The sequence below is a fragment of the Streptococcus mitis genome, assembly GCF_901542415.1.
Taxonomy (GTDB): domain Bacteria; phylum Bacillota; class Bacilli; order Lactobacillales; family Streptococcaceae; genus Streptococcus; species Streptococcus mitis_BL.
In genome coordinates, this window is the sequence record NZ_CABEHV010000004.1 from 1,520,234 (window position 1) to 1,543,347 (window position 23,114).

A 23,114-nucleotide genomic window follows, 5' to 3' on the forward strand; every position below is an offset into this window, starting at 1 on the left:
TTTTTACCTATCTATTTTTTCTATATAAAGTACAGTGTTCATTATATCATTTTTCGTGTTTTTACTCAAATTACTGGTCGCAATTCCCAAAATTGAAACAATTTCACCAAATTGCTCAATAATCAGAGCAGATTTTCTCTTTTCCATAGGGATTTTTAAATCAATAAATAGACGTCTGAGTTTTTTTCTATGCCCATTTTGAATCAAAACATCTCCTTGTTTTCGATAACGAATGTATATGGATGTTTCGCGTGAAACAGGTATTTGTTGAATTGATTCACCTTCTAAAGGAAGTCCAAAGGAAAATAAATAACCTTGGTAAGATACCTGATTTTGATAGTGTAGCACAAGTTCATGTTCCTTTTCATCAGCCTGAGGACTGATTTTACAAATCTGAAACCGTTGGTACTCTTTTATCAATTCATAGCCATTTTTAAGCGGATGACGATACTGGTTTTTAGTTTTTAAAATCCGTCGAACATCTTCAAACTGAGCTTTTGTAAGATTCAAATCTGGAAAACTATTCAGATAAGTTTGAAGTAAGACTCTTTGTGTAGACTCAGAATAAGACAATAGCTGCTCTAAATTTTCCACATCAATATTGTTAGATAATTCAGCTATAGCTAAGTCATAATCTAAAATTTCATTTCCGATACTTAAGATTGCATCTCTAAACCTAGGATTTTCTTTTTCTAATTCTGGTAAATAAGAATTTCGAATACGATTACGAAAATAATGATTTTCCTTATTTGATGTATCTTCAAAGTGAAAAATTGGTAGAAAATCTTTTTTCTGAAAATGCAAGAAGGGCCTAAGAATTTCTATATCTCCGACCACTTGCTTCTCCTTAATTCCTGATAGATAGCGCAAACGAGTCCCTCGAATCAAACGCATCAAAATCGTTTCCACCTGGTCATCCGCATGGTGGGCAGTGATTAAGGCTGTCGCACCTGTCTTTTTCATGACCTCTTGAAAAAAATCATAGCGAAAATTTCGTGCACGCGCTTCTGAAAATTCTCCTGAAAAATTGCTGACATAAATAGGAAGTCCAGCTTCAGCAGCCAACTTCCTTAACTCCTTTTCTTCCCAATCTGATTCTACTCTCTGCTTATGATTCACATGAGCTAGGATTAATTCAATTTCTAACTCTTTTTGATAGATAGACAATACCTTAAATAGAAACATAGAATCTAATCCACCAGAAAGAGCTAGCACCACTTTAGCATGTTTTTTGAAATATCCCTTCTTGAGAAAATGATTTAAAAAATCCTGTTCCCTCATTTTAGAACCTCATAAACATCTTTAGCTATCTGAGAAATCGTATCATAATCAGAATTTTTAGTGAAAATAGAAAGAACAAATGGAGAATCTGCATAGACAACACCCGTATCATGCTCAAATTCGTCCGCATCCCCAATTTTATGAGCTACCTTCACAGAAACACCTTTGGCAATTCGCTGATTATCAAAATCTGTTTTAGTCAAAGACTCCAATACAAATCCATTTTGATTATAAATAGCTTCCATAACATTCCCAGCCATTTTAGCAGAAATTAATTTTTCTTTCGTATCCCAATCATCTCCCATAATAGCAGACATCTTGGATTTAAATGTTGCATCAGATTGGTTTGAAAGGTAATATCCCAATATGTTATGAGCTACATTATCAGATTCCTTAGATACTTTCGTTATTAAGTCCTTGAGAGAATACTCTTTATTATCTTCTTTTTTAGGGAGGCTACCACTTCCCTCTGGTTTATAAGAACCCGGAAAATCATTAACTGCTGATACGTATTTTACAGTCGTATCTAACTGATAAAGACCCTCATTTATTTTTTCTTGCGTATAATAAAGATAAGGGAGTTTTAAAACACTGGCCGCATACATCTTTTCATCTTGATTGATACCAGCTTCTTTTCCAGTAGTCAGTTGCTTAACATAAATAGAGAAAGAATCTTTCTGATATTTTTCCGATAACATTTCTTGGACTTTACTCATCCGATTATCTTCTTCAGAAGTTGATTCTTTAGCTACCCATCCAGCCTGATCAATATGTAGAAATTCTCTTCCTTCTACAAACATGGTCTTATCGATTGACACCTGAGAATAAGCTGATAAGGATGATTTCACTTCTTTTAAATCATAAGGACTATTATACAGTTTAAAATCAGATTCTAACCATACTTTTTTTATTGTAGGAGTTACCTCTGACTGATCGTATAAAAATCGTTTGTCCGCAGCAATAAATTGATGGTTGGATAACTTAAATACTGGAATTCCCTGTTTATTTAAGCGCCACTCGGTTATTTGGAAACTTGTTTGGGGAGTCAATTTTCCAGATTCCACTACTAAATCTTCATTCGCATAAACAGGAACCTCTCCATAAACCATGGGAGAACTTAATTTTTCTCTAAAATAAATACCAAAGTCAGATTGTGAAAGGTAATAAATTTCTTTCGAAGTATAGACGACTTCTTTTTCTGTGCTAACGACTTTTGAAATAGTCAAAAAACTCGGTAGCAACAAAATAATTAAGAACTTACGCATTCTTCCTTTCCTTTTCTTCTTGTAAACGCAATAATTGATTTTTATCAGCCAACTCTTCTAGTTTTTCATCCGATAGACTCAAAAATTGCTCTATTACATCTAATAAATTTTCCATTTTATCACCTTGGGAGCAAGTCAGGAATCGTATAAACAGCTTCCCGATTCTTAGAATAATAATATTTTGCACGCATGTATTTAGCAGCGTAATCTTCATCTTTCAACTTTGTAGCAAAAGCTGTCTCTTTCTCCTTTTCCTCACTTAAGGTTTGATACTGAGTTTGCAAGTCTGATAACTGTTGACGTCTTTGGAGTAATTGGTGATAACTTTGAGCAAGATTATAAGTTGGTAAAATGAACAATAAAATCATCAAAATAAGAACCCAACCCATGAAACGATTACATTTTTGTCGTTCTTTCATCAGATAGCGACGACGTTGGTGTTCATTTTGAATAAAAGAATTATTCAATTGTACGATATTTTTAGACATTTTCTTCTACCCGTGTTTCACTGATAATTTCATACATGCCTGCTGCATCTTCTTTTTTTGTACTATCTTTCATCTCCAGTACTTTTACAAGTAGCAACTTATTTCCAAATCGAATTTCAACTTGGTCATTAACTTTCAAATCCGTTGAACTTTTTGCCAAGATTCCATTTACCTTGATTCTACCTTTATCTGCTACTTCTTTTGCGACTGTACGACGCTTGATAATTCTTGATACTTTTAAATATTTGTCTAATCTCATTTTTATTACCTCAAATTATTATTGTACCATTTTTATCCCTTTTATAGAAGAAAAATGTTAAAGGGAAATTGCTTCCTTTGATTCTTTTATCTCTAATAAACTTTCTCCAAAAATGAGCAGACCTTCTAAAATTTCATAGTCCTTCTTGTTTCGGATGTCAAATACAACTTCCATTAATCCCTTATTCTCAGTTATGGCTGCTTTTAAATTCGTTGCAGATAAAGATTTAAAATAATCTTGAGCCAAAAACAATCGCTGAGTGACTTTTTCAAATTGTACTGTAATCTTATTATCTTTTCTTTCCACACGTTGAACAAAGACCTTGTCAAGATAAGACTTAACCAAACCAATCTCTAAAAGATAGGCTACCACGTCTGGGTACTCTCCAAAGCGGTCCATCAACTCTTCTTGTAACTCTTCATAGTTGGCACGGTTGTCAATTTGACGAATTTTCTTGTAAATTTCAATCTTATGTCGTTGATCAGAAATATAGGTATCAGGAAGATAGGCATCAATTTGTAAAATCAACTCAGCATTCCCTTTGGTTCTTGTGTTCCCATTACCATGTCGTTTAGCAATAGCTTCCTCCAATAATTGCGAATACAATTCAAAACCAACAGAATCAATGAAACCAGACTGGGATTTCCCTAAAAGATTTCCTGCTCCGCGAATCGAAAGATCTCGCATTGCAATCTTAAATCCGGAGCCCAATTCTGTAAATCCTTTGATTGCTTCTAATCTCTTTTCAGATACTTCACTGATTGATTTTTCCGGACGATACATGAGATAAGCATAAGCAATACGATTACTACGACCAACTCTTCCTCTTAACTGATACAAGGTTGACAAGCCCATATGGTCCGCATTTTCAATAAATAAAGTATTGGCATTTGGAATGTCCACCCCTGTCTCAATAATGGTAGTTGTCACCAAGATATCATACTGACCTTCAATGAAATCTAGTAGAGTATTTTCTAACTGAATCTCACTCATTTGCCCATGAACATACCCAATTGAAGCCTCTGGAATCAACTCCTGTAATTCTGAAACCTTCTGATCAATTGTGTCAACTTTATTGTAAAGATAGTAAACTTGACCTCCACGGTCCATTTCACGTAAGACAGCATCACGAATCACACTATCATTCTTTTCCAAAACATAGGTCTGAACAGGATAACGATTAGTCGGCGGAGTTTCAATAACAGACAAATCTCTGATTCCCAGCATAGACATGTGAAGGGTACGAGGAATTGGCGTTGCTGTCAAGGTCAGAACATCTACTTGTTTTTTCAGTTCTTTCAAGGTTTCCTTATGCTTGACACCAAATCGCTGCTCCTCATCAATAATCATTAAGCCCAAATCAGCAAACACAACATCTTTTGACAAAACACGATGTGTTCCAATCAGAATATCAACTTGACCCTTTTTCAATTTTTCAAGTGTTTCAGTCTGCTCTTTTTTACTTCTAAAGCGACTCAACACATCAATATTAACTGCAAAATTTTGGAATCGTTCCTTAAAATTCGTATAGTGCTGTTGCGCTAAAACCGTCGTCGGAACTAGAACGACAACCTGTTTGTGATCATTGACTGCCTTAAAGGCTGCACGCATAGCAACTTCAGTCTTTCCAAAACCAACATCCCCAACTAAAAGTCGATCCATTGGTTGAGAAGCCTGCATATCTCTCTTGATTTCCTCAACACTACGAAGTTGATCATCCGTTTCAACATAAGGGAAGGCATCATCAAAAGCATGTTGATCCTCATCATCAGCTGAGAAAGCAAAACCCTTCAACTGGCTGCGCTCAGAATAAAGTTTGATTAAATCGTCAGCTATATCCTCTACCTGGTTCTTAACTTTTTGCTTGGCTTTTTTGAAATGACCGTCATTTAATTTATTGAGTTTAGGAGCTTTACCGTCACTTGAAACGTATTTGGAAAGTAGATGAATCTGTTCCACTGGGATAGAGATTTGATCCCCGTTTTGGTATTGAACACTGACATAATCACGGTGAATCCCTTTGATTTCAATTGTTTCAATCCCTAGATATTGACCAATTCCATGGATATGGTGAACAACGTAATCTCCTTTTTCAAGTTCATTGTAATCTTTTAATCTCTCTGCGTTTGAAACATGTTGTCTTCGAAAACGACGTTTCAATTTCTTTTGAAAAATCTCATGTTCAGTTATCAATAAAACCTTTTCATCTACAAAATGAAAACCATGTCTGAGATTACCCTCAATTAAGTTTACAGATTCTTTACAAACACTTGACTTATCTCTAGAATCCAATTTAATCTGGTATTCCTCTAAAACATCCTCCAATGTTTTACTTCCCATTGAATTGCTAGACTGCAGGATAATAGTATAATCCATTTTTTTGTATCGCTCAATTTCTTCTTTTAGAAAAGAAAATTGATTGAAAAACTCCTGCATAGGATATTGATTAAATTGATAAATTTGGTCAAACTTGAGATTGCCTAACCCCTTTTGCAGATTAGAGAAAAAGGTAACCGGACTCTGCTTTTTATAGATTTGCTCTGTATCTGCAAAATACTGCATCTCAGAAAATGCTTTACTGTTCTGTAATTCTTCTGTAAAGTATTGTGCTAACTCCCTTTCAAAGACTTCATACTGATTCATCAATTTCTGATAATCATCAAAGAATACTGGGGTATCTTTTTCAATATAGTCAAAGACAGTCCATGTCTTTTCATAGCACAAAGATAAAAACTTCCGTGAATCTGAATGTATTTGTTTTTGGTGAAAACTTGAAAGAATTTCTTCTAGATAGGATTTCAAAATCGGTGATAACGTTTTTGAAATTTGTTTTTCTAAAGCTGACTGTCCTCGTTGATAATCCTTTTCTCTCAAAAGCATATCACTAGCTGGAAAGATAGTGAGTTCTGTCTGATTTTCTTTCGATAATTGTGTTTCGACTTCAAATAACCTAATACCATCAATTTCATCACCAAAAAACTCAATTCGGCAAGGTTCTAACTGGGATATTTCAAAAATATCTAAAATATCTCCTCGTATACTAAACTCTCCCTGAGTTTGTACTTGTGTAACTTTTCGATAGCCTATCTCTTTTAACTGATGGATAAGTGAGTGTTGGTCATATTCTTCACCAACTGTTATTTTTACAATACTATCTTTGAATATATTAGGAGACGGTAAAATCAATCGACTTGCTGCGATATTACAAACTAAAATCCCTTTCTTAGATGAATCAGTCAAAAAACGCAAGGCTTCAACCCGTGAAATGATTTTTTCTTGTGAAGACATCAAAAACTCGACCATAGGGGAGTCATCTACCAAAAATGGATAGACAAGTTCCTCACCCAAGATAGATAGAAGATCACTAACAAGTCCTTCTGCTTCTCCATAAGTTGACGTCAATAACACAATCTTATCTTCCTGTCTCAAACTACTAGCAATTGCTAAAGCTTTTGTAGAAGTTGACAAGCCTAACATTAATTGTCTTTTCTTATCTGTCAGATTTTGACGCCATTTTTTTATTTGATCATTTTCTGAGAATAAATCTAATAAGGTCACCATTTATCCGTTATACCTCTGCATTGTTTTCTCAAAGTTTTTCTCTTGTAAATAGTAGTTTACAGAATCGTCAACCTTGTCAATAGACTGTAAAATACCAATATAATCATACTTGTCAAACTTACTCAAAACATGGTTAACAACTGACATTCCATTTTTAGGTCTTCCGATTCCAATCTTAACACGATTAAAGGTCTGAGTCCCTATATGTTGAATAATAGACTTGATACCATTATGACCACCTGCGGATCCCTTTGCTCTTAAACGAATCTTTCCAACTTCCATGTCAAGATCATCGTAAATGATGAGTAAATCTTCAATATCCAAACCATAGTAAGTCAATAAAGCATGAACTGCTTTTCCACTTTCATTCATAAAGGTCGTTGGTTTGACCAGATAAATTTTTTCGCCATTAAGAAAAAAAGATGCTAGGTCAGCTTGAAATATCTTATCGTGTGTAAAAGTGACATTTTGTTTTTTAGCTAATTGGTCAATCAACATAAAACCAACATTGTGTTTTGTTTCAAAATATTTATCCCCTGGATTGCCCAAGCCTACAAGTAATTTGGTCATTTATTTTTCCTTTCAAAAGCCAAAAGGGTTGGAATTTTTTTCCAACCTAATTGACACTATTTATTAAATTTTTAGACATTAAAGCGGAATTCCATAATATCGCCATCTTGAACGATATATTCTTTTCCTTCTTCACGCAATCGTCCAGCTTCTTTTACGGCCTTTTCAGATCCGTATTTCACTAGATCCTCATATGACATGGTTACTGCACGAATAAATCCTTTTTCAAAGTCTGAGTGGATAATACCAGCTGCTTGAGGAGCCTTCATACCACGTTTGAAGGTCCAAGCGCGAACTTCTTTTTCACCAGCTGTGAAGTAAGTTCCCAGTCCAAGCAAGTGGTAAGCTGCACGAGTCAACTTGTCAACTCCTGATTCTGTCAACCCAAGTGCTTCAAGAAACTCTTGCTTGTCCTCTTCGTCTAACTCAGAAATTTCTTCCTCAGCACGCGCAGAAATAACGACTACTTCAGCATTTTCTGTCGCTGCAAATTCACGAATTTGTTTAACATAGTCGATAGATTCAGGATCTGAAACAACATCCTCGTCCACATTGGCAACATAGAGCACTGGTTTAGTCGTCAAAAGGAAGAGACCTTTGACAACCTTTTGTTCTTCATCTGTAAATTCGATTGTACGAGCTGATTTCCCATCTTCAAGGACTGGTTTAATCTTTTGAAGAACATTGAATTCTTCTACAGATTCTTTATCTTTTTGCGTACGTGCCATCTTTTCTACACGCGCATAACGCTTATTAACTGACTCTAAGTCAGCAAGAATCAATTCTAGGTTAATGGTGTCAATATCCGCAAGTGGATCCACAAAGGTATCTTCACGTCCTTGCTCGCGCATGACATTTTCATCATCAAAAGCACGAACTACGTGAACAATCGCATCTACTTCACGGATATTGGCCAAAAATTTATTTCCTAGCCCTTCTCCTTTTGAAGCTCCTTTTACAATTCCTGCGATATCTGTAAATTCAAATGTTGTTGGAACTGTCTTTTTAGGAGTAATCATTTCCGTCAATTTTTGGAGGCGTTCATCAGGAACTTCTACCATTCCAACGTTTGGATCAATCGTCGCAAATGGGTAGTTTGCTGCCTCTGCTCCTGCTTTTGTAATTGCATTAAATAGTGTTGATTTACCAACGTTTGGCAAACCAACGATACCTGCTGTTAAAGCCATATTTTCTCATTCTCCGTTTTCATTTCAATCCATAATATTATAACACAAAAAGGGAAAACTTGCTAACCCTCTAACTAAGTGTTCTCATACTCTTCAAAAATCAAATTCAAACCACGTCAACGTCGCCTTGCCGTACTCAAGTACAGCCTGCGACTAGTTTCCTAGTTTGCTCTTTGATTTTCATTGAGTATCAGTCAATAATTTTATTCATTTTTCGATCAAAATCATAGCGTCCCATCATGACAACATGATCACAATTACTGCATTTAATTTTGATATCTGCCCCAACACGTGTAATTTCCCAACGATTTGCTTTTTTACCAGTTGACTTGATTGTACAAGCGTGTGGTTTTTTCATCTCAACAAAATTTCCAACTTGATACATACTACTCTCCTTTTCTTTTTTGATTATATCATAAAAGAGGCGAGCTAGGCTCAACCTCTTTCACTTAATTTGTACGAACTGGGGTGATAAGTTGCATGAAGTCCTCTTCAGTATCAGCTGGCACAAGAGTAAATGGACGAACAGCTGAGATAAAGCTAATGGTCACCTTTTCGCTATTTAAAGCCTTGAGGGAATCAATCAAGTAAGTTGGGTTGAAACTAATGGTCAAATCTTCACCAGTAACCTGATCAGTATCGATTTCTTCGTTTACTTTACCAACTTCTGGAGAGTGAACATGGGAGCTAACAACCCCATCTTTAATTTCAAGTTTCACAGTACCATTTTGAGTCGCACTTGATAAAAGACGAGCACGTTCCATTGACTGGCGTAAGTTTACCACATCAAAAGTAATAGTAGTGTTAAAGTCTGTTGGAATCAAACGATCTGTATCAGGATAGTTTCCTTCTAGAAGACGAGTGTAGAAGCTAATATTTTCGCTTCTAAAGAGGATTTGATTATTGGCAAAGAAAATCTCTACAGTTTCGATATCATCTGTAAATACCGCTGAAAATTCGCGTAGAGAACGGCTAGGAATGACAACATCAAAGTCATCACTATTTTTCTCAAGCGTTAATTTTTTCTGGCTTAGGCGATGAGAGTCTGTTGCAACTGTTTTTAGCTCCTTGTGTTGACTCAATACAAAATGAACACCTGTCAAAATTGGACGACTCTCTTGTGTACTTGCAGCAAATGCTGTTTCATTGATAATTTTCTTGAGTAATTTTGTTTCAAGAACCAAAGGAGTACTTGCTGAAATTTCTTGGATTCGTGGATATTGTTCGCTATCTTTTCCTTTTAGGGTAATTTCTGATTTGCCACTTGTTAAAACAATTTGATTTTGTTCAATTTCTTTAAAATCAAGAGTTACATCAGGTAGACTAGATACCACATTGATAAAGAAAGAGGCTTCAAGAAGGATCGAACCTAAAGAAGTGATTAATAAACCAGCATCTTCATTTTTTTGAGAAATAAAATTTTCAATTGAAATTTGACCATTTGAACCAATTAAAGTAACACCTTCATTGGTCACGTCGATTTTTACAGTTGATAAAATAGGAATGGCATTTTTAGAACTTATAGCTCTCTTAGTAGTATTTAATGCTTGTAGAAATAAATTTTTATTAATTGAAAAATGAATCATGGATTCTCCTTTATTTATTTTTAGTATTAGAAGGATAATAGTAATAATAGAGTCTGTGAAATCTGTGGAAAACAGACTTTAAACAAGTCATATCAAGTTTTTTGGCTTGTTTAAAAAATGTGGATAAAAAAGATAAAAAAGTAAAAGTTATCCACAAGTTATTTGATTTTCTTTTTGATGGATTCAATTTCTAAACGTAAATTATCGTCTTCATCAATCAAAGATTTAATTTTGGCATGGGCATGAATGACTGTTGTGTGATCTTTACCACCAAATTCCTTCCCAATTTTTGGAAGACTATTATCTGTTAGTTCTCTAGATAAATACATGGCTACTTGACGGGCTAATACAATATTTTGAAGGCGTCTACTTCCCTTCATTTCTTTGACACTGACACCATAAAAGTTACCAACTTCATTTTGGATTTTATCAATTGGGATGACGAGCATTTGGTTAACATCTTGTTTACGTGCCCTAATAGCCTCTGCAGCGATATCGATAGTGATATCCTTAATCTTTTTTACTCGGGCAATTAAAGTGATGTCGTTGATGGCTCCTTCAAGTTCTCGGACGTTTGAATCAAATTGACCAGCTAGGTATTCTAGGGTATCACTTTGGAAATGGTAGTCTAAATGCTCTGTTTTGCTTTGTAAAATAGCAATACGTGTCTCAAAGTCAGGTGGTGTGATGTTTTGCGTCAAGCCCCAGCTAAAGCGCGTGACAAGCCTTTCTTCAAGGCCTTCTAGGTGTTTAGGACTACGATCACTAGTCAGAACAATTTGTTTTTGATTGCTATGGAGAACATTGAAAGTATTGAAAAATTCTTCCTGAGTTGCAACTTTTTTTCCACTCAGTGATTGGATATCATCAATTAACAAGAGATCAAGGCTACGGTAAGTTTTTTTGAACTTTTCCATTTCACCAAGTCTCAGGTGTTCAAGAAAGTCGTTGATAAAGCTTTCAGCAGGAATGTACTTAACACGCGCATCAGGAATATTTTTCAAAATCTCATTCCCAATTGCATTGAGTAAGTGAGTCTTCCCAAGTCCAGGTCCTCCATAGATAAAAAGAGGATTATAGGTCAATGCCAAATCTTCAGAGACAGCCAAAGCGGCTGATACTGCCCAAACATTTCCATCCCCTTGAATAAAATTATCAAAGGTATACTTTTCTTTTAATCCAGTATCCGAATAAGGAATAGATGTCAACTTTGGACTGTAGTCATAAAGAGTTGAATTTGGAGCTTCTTCAACTTGTGAGACAGCCGTATCTTGAGGTTTGGTGAAAATATAGTGGGGAGTTATCTCAGCATCATAAATTTCAAATCCAGCAACTACAATAATATCTTTTAGTTGTTTTTCCCAAACCATTTCCATTTCAGATCGTGGTAAAAATATAGTGGCAACATTTTCCTCTACCTTGATGAGTTCAGCTTGAATAGCATAGAAATCATACATGGATCGAGTCAGTCTTTCTTGAGCAAATTCTAATATACGATTCCAAAATTGTTTTTCTTTCAATCCTCTCTCCTCCTTTACTATTTAAAAGTTTAATGCTAGACTTATTTTACCATAGATAGCAAGAATTTTCCACAAGCTGTGAAAAATAATCCACAATGTTATTAAGTTTTATCCACAGGTTGGGGATAAAGTCAGAAACTATTGATTTATTAAGTTTTTTATTGAAAAAAATAGTGGATAACCTTGTGAGATAAAAAAATAAAAGAACAGCCTTATTTCAGGCTGTTGATAATTCTATTGTATTCTTCTTGATTTGAAAAAGAAATAATGATTTTTCCACTATCTTTTTTAGACATTTTGATTTCTACATCTAATCCGAGTAGTTTTTTTAACTGTTCTTCTTCATTTTGTATGAAATGATTCGTTTTTTGAAGTTTCTTTTGTTTTTTCTCTGTCAGAAGAGCTTCTAACTTCCTTACAGAAATGTCTTCCTCGATGATTCGTTGAAAGAAATAGTCTTGTTGTTCCTTATTCAACCCAACTAGAGAACGCGCGTGGGCTTGTGATAGTTTGCCATTTTCTACTTTTGAGAGGATCTGTTCTGGCAAGGACAGCAAGCGAATAGAGTTGCTGATATAAGGACGAGACTTGCCCATTTTATCTGCAATTTCAGCATGGGTAAATCCTTTCTCTACAAGAGATTCATAGGCGCGTGCTTCTTCTATTGGATTTAAATTTTCTCTTTGCAAATTTTCAATGATGGACTGGACCATCATCTCTTGATCTGAAAGCTGTTTAACAACAGCTGGGATAGACCTTAGACCAGCTAAAAGTGAAGCCCGATAGCGTCTCTCTCCTGCAAGGATTTCATAACCAATAACAGGAGATTGACGAACAATAATCGGTTGAATGACTCCATTTTCTTTTATAGATTGAGCTAGTTCATCTAGTTTTTCTCTATCAAATTCTTTTCGAGGTTGATAGGGATTTTTTTGTATATCTGTGATAGAAATCATTTCAAATTTTTCCATGATTCTACACTAACACATCTTTTCTCTTATGTAAAGCTTCTTTACATAGATGTCAATTAAGATTCTAAATCACCTGAACTCTTGTCAAGTTTAATAGATGTAGTTTCTTCTTTACCGTTACGATAGTAAGTTATCTTAATGGTGTCTCCGATAGAATGATTGTAAAGAGCACTTTGTAAGTCTGTTGATGAAGCAATCTCTTTGTCATCTACTTTTGTAATAACATCGTATTTTTCAAGGTGACCATTTGCAGGCATATTGCTTTGTACAGAACGAACAACTACACCAGATGTTACATTGCTTGGAATATTCAGTCTTCTAATATCACTTGTATTAATATTTGAGAGATTGACCATTTGGATTCCCAAAGCTGGACGAGTCACTTTTCCGTTCTTTTCTAACTGTTCAATAATATTGATAGCATCATTTGCAGGAATTGCGAAACCAAGGCCTTCTACAGATGTTCCACCATTTGTGGCAATTTTACTTGAGGTAATTCCGATAACCTGTCCTTGAATATTGATTAGTGGGCCACCAGAGTTACCTGGGTTAATAGCAGTATCAGTTTGGATGGCTTTTGTAGAAATGGCTTGTCCATCTTCAGATTTTAAAGACACATTTCGATTGAGACTCGATACGATACCTTGAGTGACAGTATTAGCATATTCAGAACCTAATGGGCTACCAATAGCAATAGCAGTTTCTCCTACGGTTAACTTGCTAGAATCACCAAATTCAGCTACTGTTGTCACCTTTTCTGAAGAGATTTTGACAACAGCAATATCAGAGAAAGTGTCAGCTCCGACGATTTCTCCAGGTACTTTAGTTCCATCTGACAAACGAATATCTACTTTGCTGGCACCATTTATAACGTGATTGTTGGTGACAATATAAGCTTCTTTGTCATTCTTTTTATAAATAACCCCAGATCCTTCACTAGAGATTTGCTGAGAATCTGTGTCAGTATCATCATTACCAAATACGCTATTTTGTCTGTTAGCTGAATAAGTAATAACAGAAACAACAGCATCTTTTACTTTGTTAACAGCCTGTGTTGTTGAATTTTCGTTCTTATAAGCAGTCTGTGTGATAGTGCTATTGTTGTTAGAGTTGTTTTCCCCACTTTTTTGAGTGAGTTGAGTTATTGAAAAACTACCCAAGGCTCCACTAATAAAGCTAATGACGATAACGACTAATAATTGAAACCATTTTTTGTAAAATGTTTTTAGATGTTTCATATTTGCCTCCATATGTTTTAAATTAATGAAAGTATAAACTGACTAGCTTAATTATAACTTAAAAATAAAAGTTTTTCACAGATTGTGGATAACTTTCAAAAATCTGTGGTTTTCTCGGCTAAGATTAACCTTTTATTTTGTGAATAAGATGTGAAAAAATAGAGAATATGTTAGAATAGACTCATGAAAATTAAAGTTGTAACAGTTGGGAAACTGAAAGAAAAGTATTTAAAAGATGGTATCGCAGAGTATTCAAAACGAATTTCTCGATTTGCTAAGCTTGAAATGATTGAGCTAGCAGATGAAAAAACACCAGATAGGGCCAGTGAGTTAGAAAATCAAAAGATTTTAGAAATAGAAGGTCAGAGAATTTTATCAAAAGTTGGTGACCGTGATTTTGTTATTGCGTTAGCTATTGAAGGGAAAACTTTCTCTTCAGAAGAATTTAGTAAGCAGTTAGAAGAAGCTTCTATAAAAGGATTTTCTACTCTTACCTTTATTATTGGAGGGAGTCTGGGGTTATCACAGGGTGTAAAAAAGAGAGCCAATCTTTCTGTTAGTTTTGGCCGCTTAACCTTGCCCCATCAGTTAATGAGACTAGTACTTGTTGAACAAATCTATCGGGCTTTTACGATTCAGCAGGGATCACCCTATCATAAATAGAAAATTGACTTTCAATTGGATTTTTGGTAGAATAGATGTATTAGGTCTCATAGCTCAGCTGGATAGAGCATTCGCCTTCTAAGCGAACGGTCGCAGGTTCGAATCCTGCTGGGATCAATATAGTAGCAAAGCTGGGAATTTTCCCGGCTTTTTTCTTAAAAAAGTACACTTGGGGATAAAAAAATGACAGTTGAGAGAATTTTATCTAAAACGAAATTCTATTTTGTATAATAGTTTTTGTAAGTTAGCTTACAAGAAAAAACATTTTAGGAGATTTTATTATGAAAAACACAGTTAAATTGGAACAGTTTGTAGCCTTGAAGGAAAAAGACTTGCAGGAGATTCGAGGTGGGGATAGTAGGATATCAAAATATCTCCGTGATTTTATTTTCCCAAGAAAAAAGTAATGAAATAAGGGGAAAGAGTAATGAATTTATTTGGATTTGGGATAGTTATTGTTTATTTTTTTATCGTTAGCAAAAGTTATGAACGGATTTGTAAAATAACTAAAAAAGAGCATATAGTTTTTTTATGCTACACAGGTATATCAGTTTTTATACTTGAAGAAGTTGCTAGTATGGTATATAGAGGTGGTTTTAGTTTAGTTAAATTTTTATTTCCATTAGTTATATATTTTTATTTAAGAAAATTTAAGATATATGAAACATACAAGGGAATTTTTATTAGTATACTATTATCTTTGTTATATAATGGTACCCATACTTTTATATCTGTAACGTTATCTTCAATTATAGGAGATTATTTAGTATCCCAGCATGAAGAAATTTTCTATTTTATAGTTCTATTACTAACTTATTTTTCAATCAAAAAAATTATTACTTATTTCCATTTGGAACTAGCCTATTTTGACAAGGACTACCTTTATCCCTTCTTGAAAAAAGTATTTTTTGCTTTACTACTGCTCCATACTGCATCTTTCGTTTCAGATATGGTAAGTACGGTTAAACATTTGAATAGTTTTGGAAGTATTTTGTCATCTATTGTTTTTATCTCTCTACTTTTGACCTTCTTTGCAATGAATTCGCATAAAGAACAAATGGAAAAAGAGATTGCTTTAAAGCAGAAGAAATTTGAACAGAAACATTTACAGAATTACACAGATGAAATTGTCGGTCTGTATAATGAAATCCGTGGTTTTCGACATGACTATGCTGGAATGCTTGTCAGCATGCAGATGGCAATTGACAGTGGTGATTTACAGGAAATTGACAGAGTTTACAATGAAGTTTTGGTCAAAGCCAATCATAAACTGCGTTCAGATAAGTATACTTACTTTGATTTGAACAACATAGAAGATTCAGCTTTACGAAGTTTGGTTGCTCAGTCCATTGTCTATGCTCGAAATAATGGTGTAGAGTTTACACTGGAAGTAAAAGATACGATTACCAAGCTCCCAATTGAACTATTGGATTTGGTTCGTATCATGAGCGTTTTATTGAACAATGCTGTTGAAGGTTCAGCTGATAGCTATAAAAAGCAGATGGAAGTAGCAGTTATTAAGATGGAAACTGAAACAGTTATTGTGATTCAGAATTCATGTAAAATGACGATGACTCCTTCAGGAGATCTATTTGCATTAGGATTCTCTACTAAGGGAAGAAATCGAGGAGTCGGATTAAATAATGTGAAAGAACTACTAGATAAGTACAACAATATTATTTTAGAAACAGAGATGGAAGGCAGTACATTTAGACAGATCATTAGATTTAAGAGGGAATTTGAATGAAAGTTTTAATTTTAGAAGATGTTATTGAACATCAAGTGAGACTAGAGAGAATATTGGATGAAATTTCTAAAGAATCGAATATTCCAATATCATACAAGACAACGGGAAAAGTCCGTGAATTTGAAGAATACATTGAAAATGATGAAGTAAATCAGCTTTATTTCCTAGATATCGATATTCATGGGATTGAGAAAAAGGGATTTGAAGTGGCTCAACTCATTCGTCATTACAATCCTTACGCTATTATCGTCTTTATCACTAGTAGATCAGAGTTTGCGACTTTGACCTATAAATACCAGGTATCAGCCCTAGATTTTGTTGATAAGGATATCAATGATGAGATGTTTAAGAAGAGAATTGAGCAAAATATCTTCTACACGAAGAGTATGTTACTTGAAAATGAAGATGTGGTAGATTATTTTGATTACAATTACAAGGGAAATGATTTAAAAATTCCTTACCATGATATTTTGTATATTGAAACGACAGGAGTCTCTCATAAATTGCGCATTATTGGTAAATATAGGCAATATCAGAGAAATTGACCGAAAGAATCTAGAAGTTGTTTTCTATGAAGACCATCGCTGTCCTATTTCAAGGTTAAAAATTAGAAAGTTAAAAGATATTTTAGAGAAAAAATCTCAAAAGTGATTGACAATTAGTAAGAAATTGATATAATGGTTATATCTGCTACAGATAGAAGGTCCGTTGGTCAAGGGGTTAAGACACCGCCTTTTCACGGCGGTAACACGGGTTCGAATCCCGTACGGACTATTTTATCCGCCATAGCTCAGTTGGTAGTAGCGCATGACTGTTAATCATGATGTCGTAGGTTCGAGTCCTACTGGCGGAGTATAGATAAAAGGGAACACAACTGTGTTCCTCTTTTTATATCAATTTGCATTACCAAGCATCTTCATAAGGAAGTCTGTTATTTCTTGAGGACTTTCTTTTTTTCCATGTGCAATCCAAGTTTGACAGACACCAAAAAGTGCGTGAGTTAGATAGATGCTACTATATTCTAATTCAGTGGAATTGAGATTCAGTTGCATAAATCGCTTTTGTAAATCTGTACTGAGCATGATATGAAGTTTATTTCGTAAGAAATTTTGGATTTCTTTGGTCCCATTTTCAGAAAGAAGGGCAGCCAGAAGCGGTTCTGACTCTAGATATTCAAATACTTCTAGAATAGCATCTCTTTTGTGATGAGCATGTTTTTGAAAAATATATTCAAATGTATGGAATAATTTGCTTTGATAGTGCTCAATCATATCATACTTATCCTTATAGTGAGTATAGAAGCTGGAACGACTAATTCCGGCTTTTTCTGCTAGCTTGATAGTAGAAATTTGATCAAATGGTTGTTCCATTAGTAATTGTACCATAGCATTTTCAATAGTTCGCTTTGTTTTTAAGCGTTTGTTACTTTCTTGCATATTTCCTCCTTGTAAACAAATTAGACTATATGTCTAAAAATGGATTTTTTATCTTGTAATTTAGATTTTTTAATGTATAATCTATTATATCAAAATTTTAGACAATATGTTTAAAAAAGGAGAAACTATGTTTAAAGAATGGAAAGCAATTTTTAAAAAACCAACCTTTATTATTGTCATGATAGGGATTTCTCTTATTCCAGCTCTGTACAATATCATATTTTTGTCATCAATGTGGGATCCATATGGGCAATTGTCTGACTTACCTGTGGCAGTTGTCAATAATGATAAAGAGGCTTCCTATAATTATAATACTATGACAATAGGAAAAGACATGGTGTCCAATTTAAAAGAAAATAAAACCTTGGATTTTCATTTTGTAGATGAAGAAGAAGGTAAGAAGGGTCTAGAAAATGGCGATTACTATATGGTAGTAACTTTACCAAGTGATTTATCTGAAAAAGCAGCTTCTATTTTAACGGATAATCCAGAGCAAATGCAAGTAGATTATCAGACTTCAAGTGGTCATAGCTTTATTGCCAGCAAGATGAGTGATTCTGCTATGACACAATTAAAGCAGAGTGTTTCTACCAATGTAACCGAGACCTATACTAAAGCTTTATTTAACAAAATGGTCGATTTAAAGGATGGTATGAGTCAAGCAGCTTCTGGTAGTAAAAAATTAACTGATGGAGCGAATCAGTTAGTGGCAGGAAGTCAAACATTAACTACCAACCTACACTCTTTAGCAGCTTCAAGTTTAACATTTTCAAATGGAACGGAGCAGTTTACTAAAGGATTATCTGCTTATGTTTCTGGTGTCGAACAACTTCATCTTGGCTTAGGAAATTTTAATAGTGGTTTAGTTACATATACTGGTGCAGTGAGTCAATTAGATAACGGATTAGGTCAATTATCTTCTAAAAGTCCTGAATTAGTAAGGGGAATCAATCAGTTATATACTGGTGTAGAATCCTATACTGGCGGTGTTTCTCAGCTTAATGCTGGTCTTAATCAATTTTCATCTGGTGTTAGTGTTTATACAAACGGAGTGGGAAGTCTTGCAACAGGTGCTAATCAGTTATCTAATCAATCAGCTACACTTCGAATGGGTATGGAGCAATTAAGTGAAGGGATTCAACAACTTTCTAGCAAGTTAGATGCTTCGTCTGAGCAAAAAGATCAAATTAATCAATTATCTTCTGGTCTGAATCAGTTAAATCAAGCCATTCAAAATATTGATGTTGGAGATACAAAACAATTAGATTCTGTTTTATCAAGTATAGTATCTCTTTCTAATCAAATGTTAGCAAGTGCTCAGTCTGATAAAGCGACTACATTAGCCAATATTCAATCGACAGCAGCTTATCAATCTTTGACAAGTGAGCAACAAGCTGAAATAAGTGCTTCTGTATCTCAAAATTCGACTGATAGTATTCAATCGGCTCAGTCAATTGTAGCTTTAGTTAAAGGTTTACAGGGAAGTTTAGAAAACTTACAAAATCAATCTTCTAATCTTTCGATTTTAAAAAATCAAGCTAATCAAGTATTACCGATTGCTTCTACTTCTTTGACAGGATTGTCAAGTGGATTAACAGAGATACAAGGAGCTGTTACTAGCAAATTAGTTCCTGACAGTCAGTCGATTGCATTAGGTGTAAAGGTATATACTACAGGTGTTGATAAAGTTTCTCAAGGCGCAAGTCAACTAAGTGAAAAGAATTCCACCTTGACAGGTAGTTTGGATCAACTAGTTTCAGGCTCAACTACCTTGACACAAAAATCATCTAACTTGACAGCAGGAGTTGGTCAATTAGTTGAAAAAACTCCAGAATTAGTGTCTGGTATTGAAAAATTATCAACTGGCTCCAGTCAATTGAATCAAAAGAGTCAAGAATTGATAGCAGGAGTTGATAAATTGCAGTCAGGATCTAGCCAACTAGCTGACAAATCCAGTCAGTTAATTTCAGGTGCTTCTCAATTAGAAAGTGGAGCTAATAAATTGGCAGATGGATCTGGGAAACTTGCAGAAGGTGGAACAAAGTTAACTTCTGGATTGGAAGGTTTACAGACAGGAGTTGCTTCTTTGGGACAAGGACTAGGTAATGCTAGTGATCAACTTAAATCAGCATCAACGGAATCTAAAAATGCAGAGATTTTGTCAAATCCACTCAATCTTTCCAAAACAGACAATGACCAAGTTCCTGTAAATGGAATTGCAATGGCTCCTTATATGATATCAGTTGCTCTCTTTGTTGCAGCAATATCAACGAATATGATCTTTGCGAAGTTGCCTTCAGGACGTCATCCAGAGAGTCGTTGGGCTTGGTTAAAATCTCGAGCTGAAATAAATGGTATTATAGCTGTTTTGTCAGGAATTTTGGTATATGGAGGAGTTCATCTTATTGGTCTAACGGCTAATCATGAGATGAGAACATTTATTCTCATTATCATAACAAGTTTAGTATTCATGTCCATGGTGACCGCTTTAACAACATGGAATAGCCGTATAGGAGCTTTCTTCTCTCTTATCTTGCTTTTATTACAGTTAGCATCAAGTGCAGGTACTTACCCACTTGCTTTGACAAATGATTTCTTTAGAGCCATTAATCCTTGGTTACCAATGAGTTATTCAGTTTCTGGATTACGACAAACAATCTCTATGACAGGAAATATTCATCATCAAGTCATTTTCCTTGTTGTGATATTAGCCCTATTTACTGGTTTAGGTATGCTAGCCTATCAACCTAAGAAAATGGAAGAAGATTAAAAAAATCGACCAACTGGTCGATTTTTTTATGTCTTAGATGACTTTTGTCTGTGATTATAGATTCCAAATAGTAAGAGAGAAGTAAAGGAACAGATTGCTCCAGTAATAAAACCATTGGGAATGAAGGAAAGTGTAATAGTTCCTTTCCCCTTGGGAACGTCAACTTTCATAAATCCAGTTTGAGCTTGTTTAATTTCTATTTTCTTACCATCTTGGTAGGCAGACCAACCTTTGTCATAAGGAATGGTGAAGAAAATAGATGTATCTTGTTGGACATCATATGTAGCAAAAACCTTGTTTTTAGAAGTTGATACTGTTACAGGTTGTTCTTTGATTTTTTGAATAGCCTCAGTTAAAGTTTGGGTATCTAAACGATAGAAGGTAGGAGATTCAAATGATACTTGTGAATTTCCAGGGAAACTAACATTGATATTGAAAGTTTTTTTCTCTTTTGTATAGCCTAGATTAAAGAAGGAGAAGACATTATCAGTTGTAAAAGTTTTCTTTTCTCCATTTACAAGGATGTCAACCTTTTTCTGTTTGTCATTAGAAAAGTGAAGGTTTGTGAAAGAAAGATAAACTTGACTGTTTTCGGGAACCTCAATTTGATACTGGATTGCTGCATCCTCATTTGAAGAACTTGTGACACTAGTCAAATCATTAGTATTTTCAGTTTTTTCATAGGGGATTGGAGAAAAATAATCAAAATCGACGTTAGCAAGTTGATTTAAAAACGAGGCCTGATTATCCAAAGTGTGTTCATTGAACTTTACATCATTGTAAACAGATTGACTAGCAAATGCAATCGGAAGGGAGTATTGATTTTCATATAGGGTAAGATTATCTTTTTGATATACATCTTGGAAACCATACTTATCAATAGGGTTTTCTGAGATATTGTACTGGATGCCAAATAAACTATCAGCCAAAATACTATTATTTGCATAGCGTAGATTGAGATTAGTCCCAGAGGATTTAAACCCAAGTTTATCCAAAGTAGAGCTTGCTGAACGATTTCGAACAGATGAAAATTGAGAGATTCCATTGTAGTTGAATTTCATACTGTCATTTCCTGTTTGAGTTTCTAGTTTCTCACTACGAGTAAATTGATTTCCAATATATGTTGAGAAAGATTCCATAGCTGGGATATCTCGATTATATGAACTTCGAGAAGCAAAACCCCATTCTTTAGCAATTCCGTCTATTTGAGATGAAGCATTTAAACTCATTTCAACCATTATAAATAAAGAGATTAGAATGGCAAATAGATTTACAGAGATAAACTTTTTGATAACTGCAAGGAGTAAAAGCGAATAGACAACCAAAAATTCAAGAGTAAGCAGAATATTCAAATCTGTTAAAAAAGAATAATGTGATTTTAGATAGATGGTAGCTAAAAATCCTGTTACTATAAGAAAAAGCGAAACTAAAAAATTCCAGACTTTAAGTTCTTTCAGACGCTTTAAGACTTCTGCTGCTGTGTAAATTAACAAGGTAGAGAAAATCCAAGCATAGCGATGTAAAAACATGTTTGGAGTATGCATGCCTTGCCAAAATAAATCAAGAGCTTCTATATAAAAGCTAGCAATTAGAAATGCAAAGAAGATTGCATAGATAAGTTTCACGTGAAACTTAATAGATTTCAGCGTAAAAAATAAAATGGTCAAAATAAAGGGAAGTAGTCCAACAAAAATCATTGGGATGGCCCCATACTTGGTTGTGTCAAAGGAACCAATGAATTGCTTAGCAAAGAGATCAAGATACCAGCTACTTTCAGTTTGAAACTTTGTAACTTCAGTTAATTTTTCCCCATGTGTCTGTAAATCAAACAGAGTGGGAAGAGTCAGAATCAAACTAGTCATACCAGCTAAAAAGGAGATAACTATGAAATCAAGAACAGATGATTTTCGAGTCTTAAAGTCCCAAGAAATTTGACAGATATACCAGAAAATAAGAAACAATGCTGTCATATAGCCAAAATAATAGTTTTGGATAAATAAGATTGACAGGCTTGTAAAGTACAATAGGAATTTCTTTTCAGTTATCAGTAGCTGTAAACCAGTTATAATCAAAGGAATCAAGATAAAAACATCTAGCCAGGTTTTTATCTCTAATTGACTGACAGTGAAACTCATCAGAGCATAGGAAGTAGATAAAGCTAGTTTTAAAGGCTTAGGAATCGATTGAAATAATTTATTTAAACTAAAGTAAGTTGACAAACCAATCAATCCAAATTTTAAGAGAGTTGTCAGATAGACAGCATCTGGCATATTCGACAGATTAAAAAAGTAAACTAGAGGTGAAAGGAAACTTCCCAAGTAATAACTAGATAGGGCATAGAAATTTAATCCGAGGCCACTTGTAAAGGTGTAAAACAGCCTACCATTTCCATGTAGGATATTTCGTAAAGCTACATCAAAAATAACGTATTGATGAAAACCATCTCCTAATAGAGGAGAGTTGTCGCTATTCCAGTAGATACCTTGAGATAGGTATACTCCTATCATAATGATTATGGGAATGATAAAAGAAACAAAATAGGTCCAATATGTTTTAAAAAATAATTTCATGT

19 protein-coding genes, 3 tRNA genes and 1 pseudogene are annotated in these 23,114 nt (G+C 34.4%); 8 read left to right on the forward strand and 15 right to left on the reverse strand.

Annotation, left to right across the window (positions count from 1 at the left end; translation table 11 throughout):
- Nucleotides 1-3 precede the first annotated feature (3 nt).
- The 13 genes from tilS to FQT24_RS08005 all read right to left on the reverse strand — a co-directional run bounded on the left by tilS (nucleotide 4) and on the right by FQT24_RS08005 (nucleotide 13,926).
- Nucleotides 4-1,281, reverse strand: coding sequence for a tRNA lysidine(34) synthetase TilS (gene tilS / locus FQT24_RS07950; protein WP_143952652.1), 1,278 nt, complete (start codon nucleotides 1,279-1,281; stop codon nucleotides 4-6).
- Nucleotides 1,278-2,546 (reverse strand): serine hydrolase, encoded by a 1,269-nt coding sequence (locus tag FQT24_RS07955; RefSeq protein ID WP_143952653.1) that lies wholly within the window; start codon nucleotides 2,544-2,546, stop codon nucleotides 1,278-1,280. Before FQT24_RS07955 ends, tilS begins: the two co-directional genes overlap by 4 nt.
- Nucleotides 2,539-2,661 (reverse strand): SP_0009 family protein, encoded by a 123-nt coding sequence (locus FQT24_RS11120; RefSeq protein ID WP_000429334.1) that lies wholly within the window; start codon nucleotides 2,659-2,661, stop codon nucleotides 2,539-2,541. Before FQT24_RS11120 ends, FQT24_RS07955 begins: the two co-directional genes overlap by 8 nt.
- A 4-nt stretch (nucleotides 2,662-2,665) precedes the next feature.
- Nucleotides 2,666-3,034, reverse strand: coding sequence for a septum formation initiator family protein (locus FQT24_RS07960; RefSeq protein ID WP_143952654.1), 369 nt, complete (start codon nucleotides 3,032-3,034; stop codon nucleotides 2,666-2,668).
- Nucleotides 3,027-3,293 (reverse strand): RNA-binding S4 domain-containing protein, encoded by a 267-nt coding sequence (locus tag FQT24_RS07965; RefSeq protein WP_001234978.1) that lies wholly within the window; start codon nucleotides 3,291-3,293, stop codon nucleotides 3,027-3,029. Before FQT24_RS07965 ends, FQT24_RS07960 begins: the two co-directional genes overlap by 8 nt.
- Before the next feature lie 57 nt (nucleotides 3,294-3,350).
- Nucleotides 3,351-6,854, reverse strand: coding sequence for a transcription-repair coupling factor (gene mfd / locus FQT24_RS07970; RefSeq protein ID WP_143952655.1), 3,504 nt, complete (start codon nucleotides 6,852-6,854; stop codon nucleotides 3,351-3,353).
- Complete coding sequence (pth, locus tag FQT24_RS07975; RefSeq protein WP_143952656.1) at nucleotides 6,855-7,424, reverse strand: aminoacyl-tRNA hydrolase; 570 nt, start codon at nucleotides 7,422-7,424, stop codon at nucleotides 6,855-6,857.
- A 71-nt stretch (nucleotides 7,425-7,495) separates the two neighbouring features.
- On the reverse strand, nucleotides 7,496-8,611 hold the full coding sequence (gene ychF / locus FQT24_RS07980) for a redox-regulated ATPase YchF (protein WP_143952657.1): 1,116 nt from the start codon (nucleotides 8,609-8,611) through the stop codon (nucleotides 7,496-7,498).
- Nucleotides 8,612-8,801: 190 nt separating this feature from the next.
- On the reverse strand, nucleotides 8,802-8,996 hold the full coding sequence (locus FQT24_RS07985; protein WP_000285186.1) for a DUF951 domain-containing protein: 195 nt from the start codon (nucleotides 8,994-8,996) through the stop codon (nucleotides 8,802-8,804).
- Nucleotides 8,997-9,060: 64 nt separating this feature from the next.
- Nucleotides 9,061-10,197: a DNA polymerase III subunit beta gene (dnaN, locus tag FQT24_RS07990; RefSeq protein WP_143952658.1), complete on the reverse strand. Its 1,137-nt coding sequence runs from the start codon at nucleotides 10,195-10,197 to the stop codon at nucleotides 9,061-9,063.
- Between the two features lie 158 nt (nucleotides 10,198-10,355).
- Complete coding sequence (dnaA, locus tag FQT24_RS07995) at nucleotides 10,356-11,717, reverse strand: chromosomal replication initiator protein DnaA (protein ID WP_143952659.1); 1,362 nt, start codon at nucleotides 11,715-11,717, stop codon at nucleotides 10,356-10,358.
- A gap of 212 nt (nucleotides 11,718-11,929) precedes the next feature.
- Nucleotides 11,930-12,688 carry a ParB/RepB/Spo0J family partition protein gene (locus tag FQT24_RS08000; RefSeq protein ID WP_143952660.1) on the reverse strand — a complete coding sequence of 253 codons (759 nt, stop codon included), beginning with the start codon at nucleotides 12,686-12,688 and terminating at the stop codon, nucleotides 11,930-11,932.
- 56 nt (nucleotides 12,689-12,744) lie between these two features.
- On the reverse strand, nucleotides 12,745-13,926 hold the full coding sequence (locus tag FQT24_RS08005) for a serine protease HtrA (protein WP_143952661.1): 1,182 nt from the start codon (nucleotides 13,924-13,926) through the stop codon (nucleotides 12,745-12,747).
- Nucleotides 13,927-14,109: 183 nt separating this feature from the next.
- Between FQT24_RS08005 and rlmH the strand changes: the two genes are divergently transcribed.
- The 7 genes and pseudogenes from rlmH to FQT24_RS08040 all read left to right on the forward strand — a co-directional run bounded on the left by rlmH (nucleotide 14,110) and on the right by FQT24_RS08040 (nucleotide 17,189).
- A complete protein-coding gene (gene rlmH / locus FQT24_RS08010; RefSeq protein ID WP_143952662.1) occupies nucleotides 14,110-14,589 on the forward strand; it encodes a 23S rRNA (pseudouridine(1915)-N(3))-methyltransferase RlmH in 480 nt (159 codons plus the stop codon).
- Between the two features lie 43 nt (nucleotides 14,590-14,632).
- Nucleotides 14,633-14,706, forward strand: a tRNA-Arg gene (locus FQT24_RS08015).
- A gap of 164 nt (nucleotides 14,707-14,870) precedes the next feature.
- Nucleotides 14,871-14,996, forward strand: a complete 126-nt coding sequence (comC, locus tag FQT24_RS08020) for a competence-stimulating peptide ComC (RefSeq protein ID WP_143952663.1) — start codon at nucleotides 14,871-14,873, stop codon at nucleotides 14,994-14,996.
- A gap of 20 nt (nucleotides 14,997-15,016) precedes the next feature.
- Nucleotides 15,017-16,336 (forward strand): competence system sensor histidine kinase ComD, encoded by a 1,320-nt coding sequence (gene comD, locus FQT24_RS08025; protein ID WP_143952664.1) that lies wholly within the window; start codon nucleotides 15,017-15,019, stop codon nucleotides 16,334-16,336.
- Nucleotides 16,333-16,987 (forward strand): annotated as a pseudogene (locus FQT24_RS08030) (response regulator). Before comD ends, FQT24_RS08030 begins: the two are co-directional and overlap by 4 nt.
- 51 nt (nucleotides 16,988-17,038) lie before the next feature.
- Nucleotides 17,039-17,110, forward strand: a tRNA-Glu gene (locus FQT24_RS08035).
- A gap of 5 nt (nucleotides 17,111-17,115) precedes the next feature.
- Nucleotides 17,116-17,189, forward strand: a tRNA-Asn gene (locus tag FQT24_RS08040).
- Between the two features lie 40 nt (nucleotides 17,190-17,229).
- On the opposite strand, the gene FQT24_RS08045 is transcribed toward FQT24_RS08040, so the two are convergent.
- A complete protein-coding gene (locus tag FQT24_RS08045; RefSeq protein WP_143952665.1) occupies nucleotides 17,230-17,772 on the reverse strand; it encodes a TetR/AcrR family transcriptional regulator in 543 nt (180 codons plus the stop codon).
- A 127-nt stretch (nucleotides 17,773-17,899) separates the two neighbouring features.
- On the opposite strand from FQT24_RS08045, the gene FQT24_RS08050 reads away from it, so the two are divergent.
- Entirely contained in the window at nucleotides 17,900-20,542 is a 2,643-nt protein-coding gene (locus FQT24_RS08050) for a YhgE/Pip domain-containing protein (protein ID WP_143952666.1), read from the forward strand.
- Nucleotides 20,543-20,568: 26 nt separating this feature from the next.
- Here FQT24_RS08050 and FQT24_RS08055 read toward each other — a convergent pair whose 3' ends face one another.
- Entirely contained in the window at nucleotides 20,569-23,112 is a 2,544-nt protein-coding gene (locus FQT24_RS08055) for a YfhO family protein (protein ID WP_143952667.1), read from the reverse strand.
- Nucleotides 23,113-23,114 lie beyond the last annotated feature (2 nt).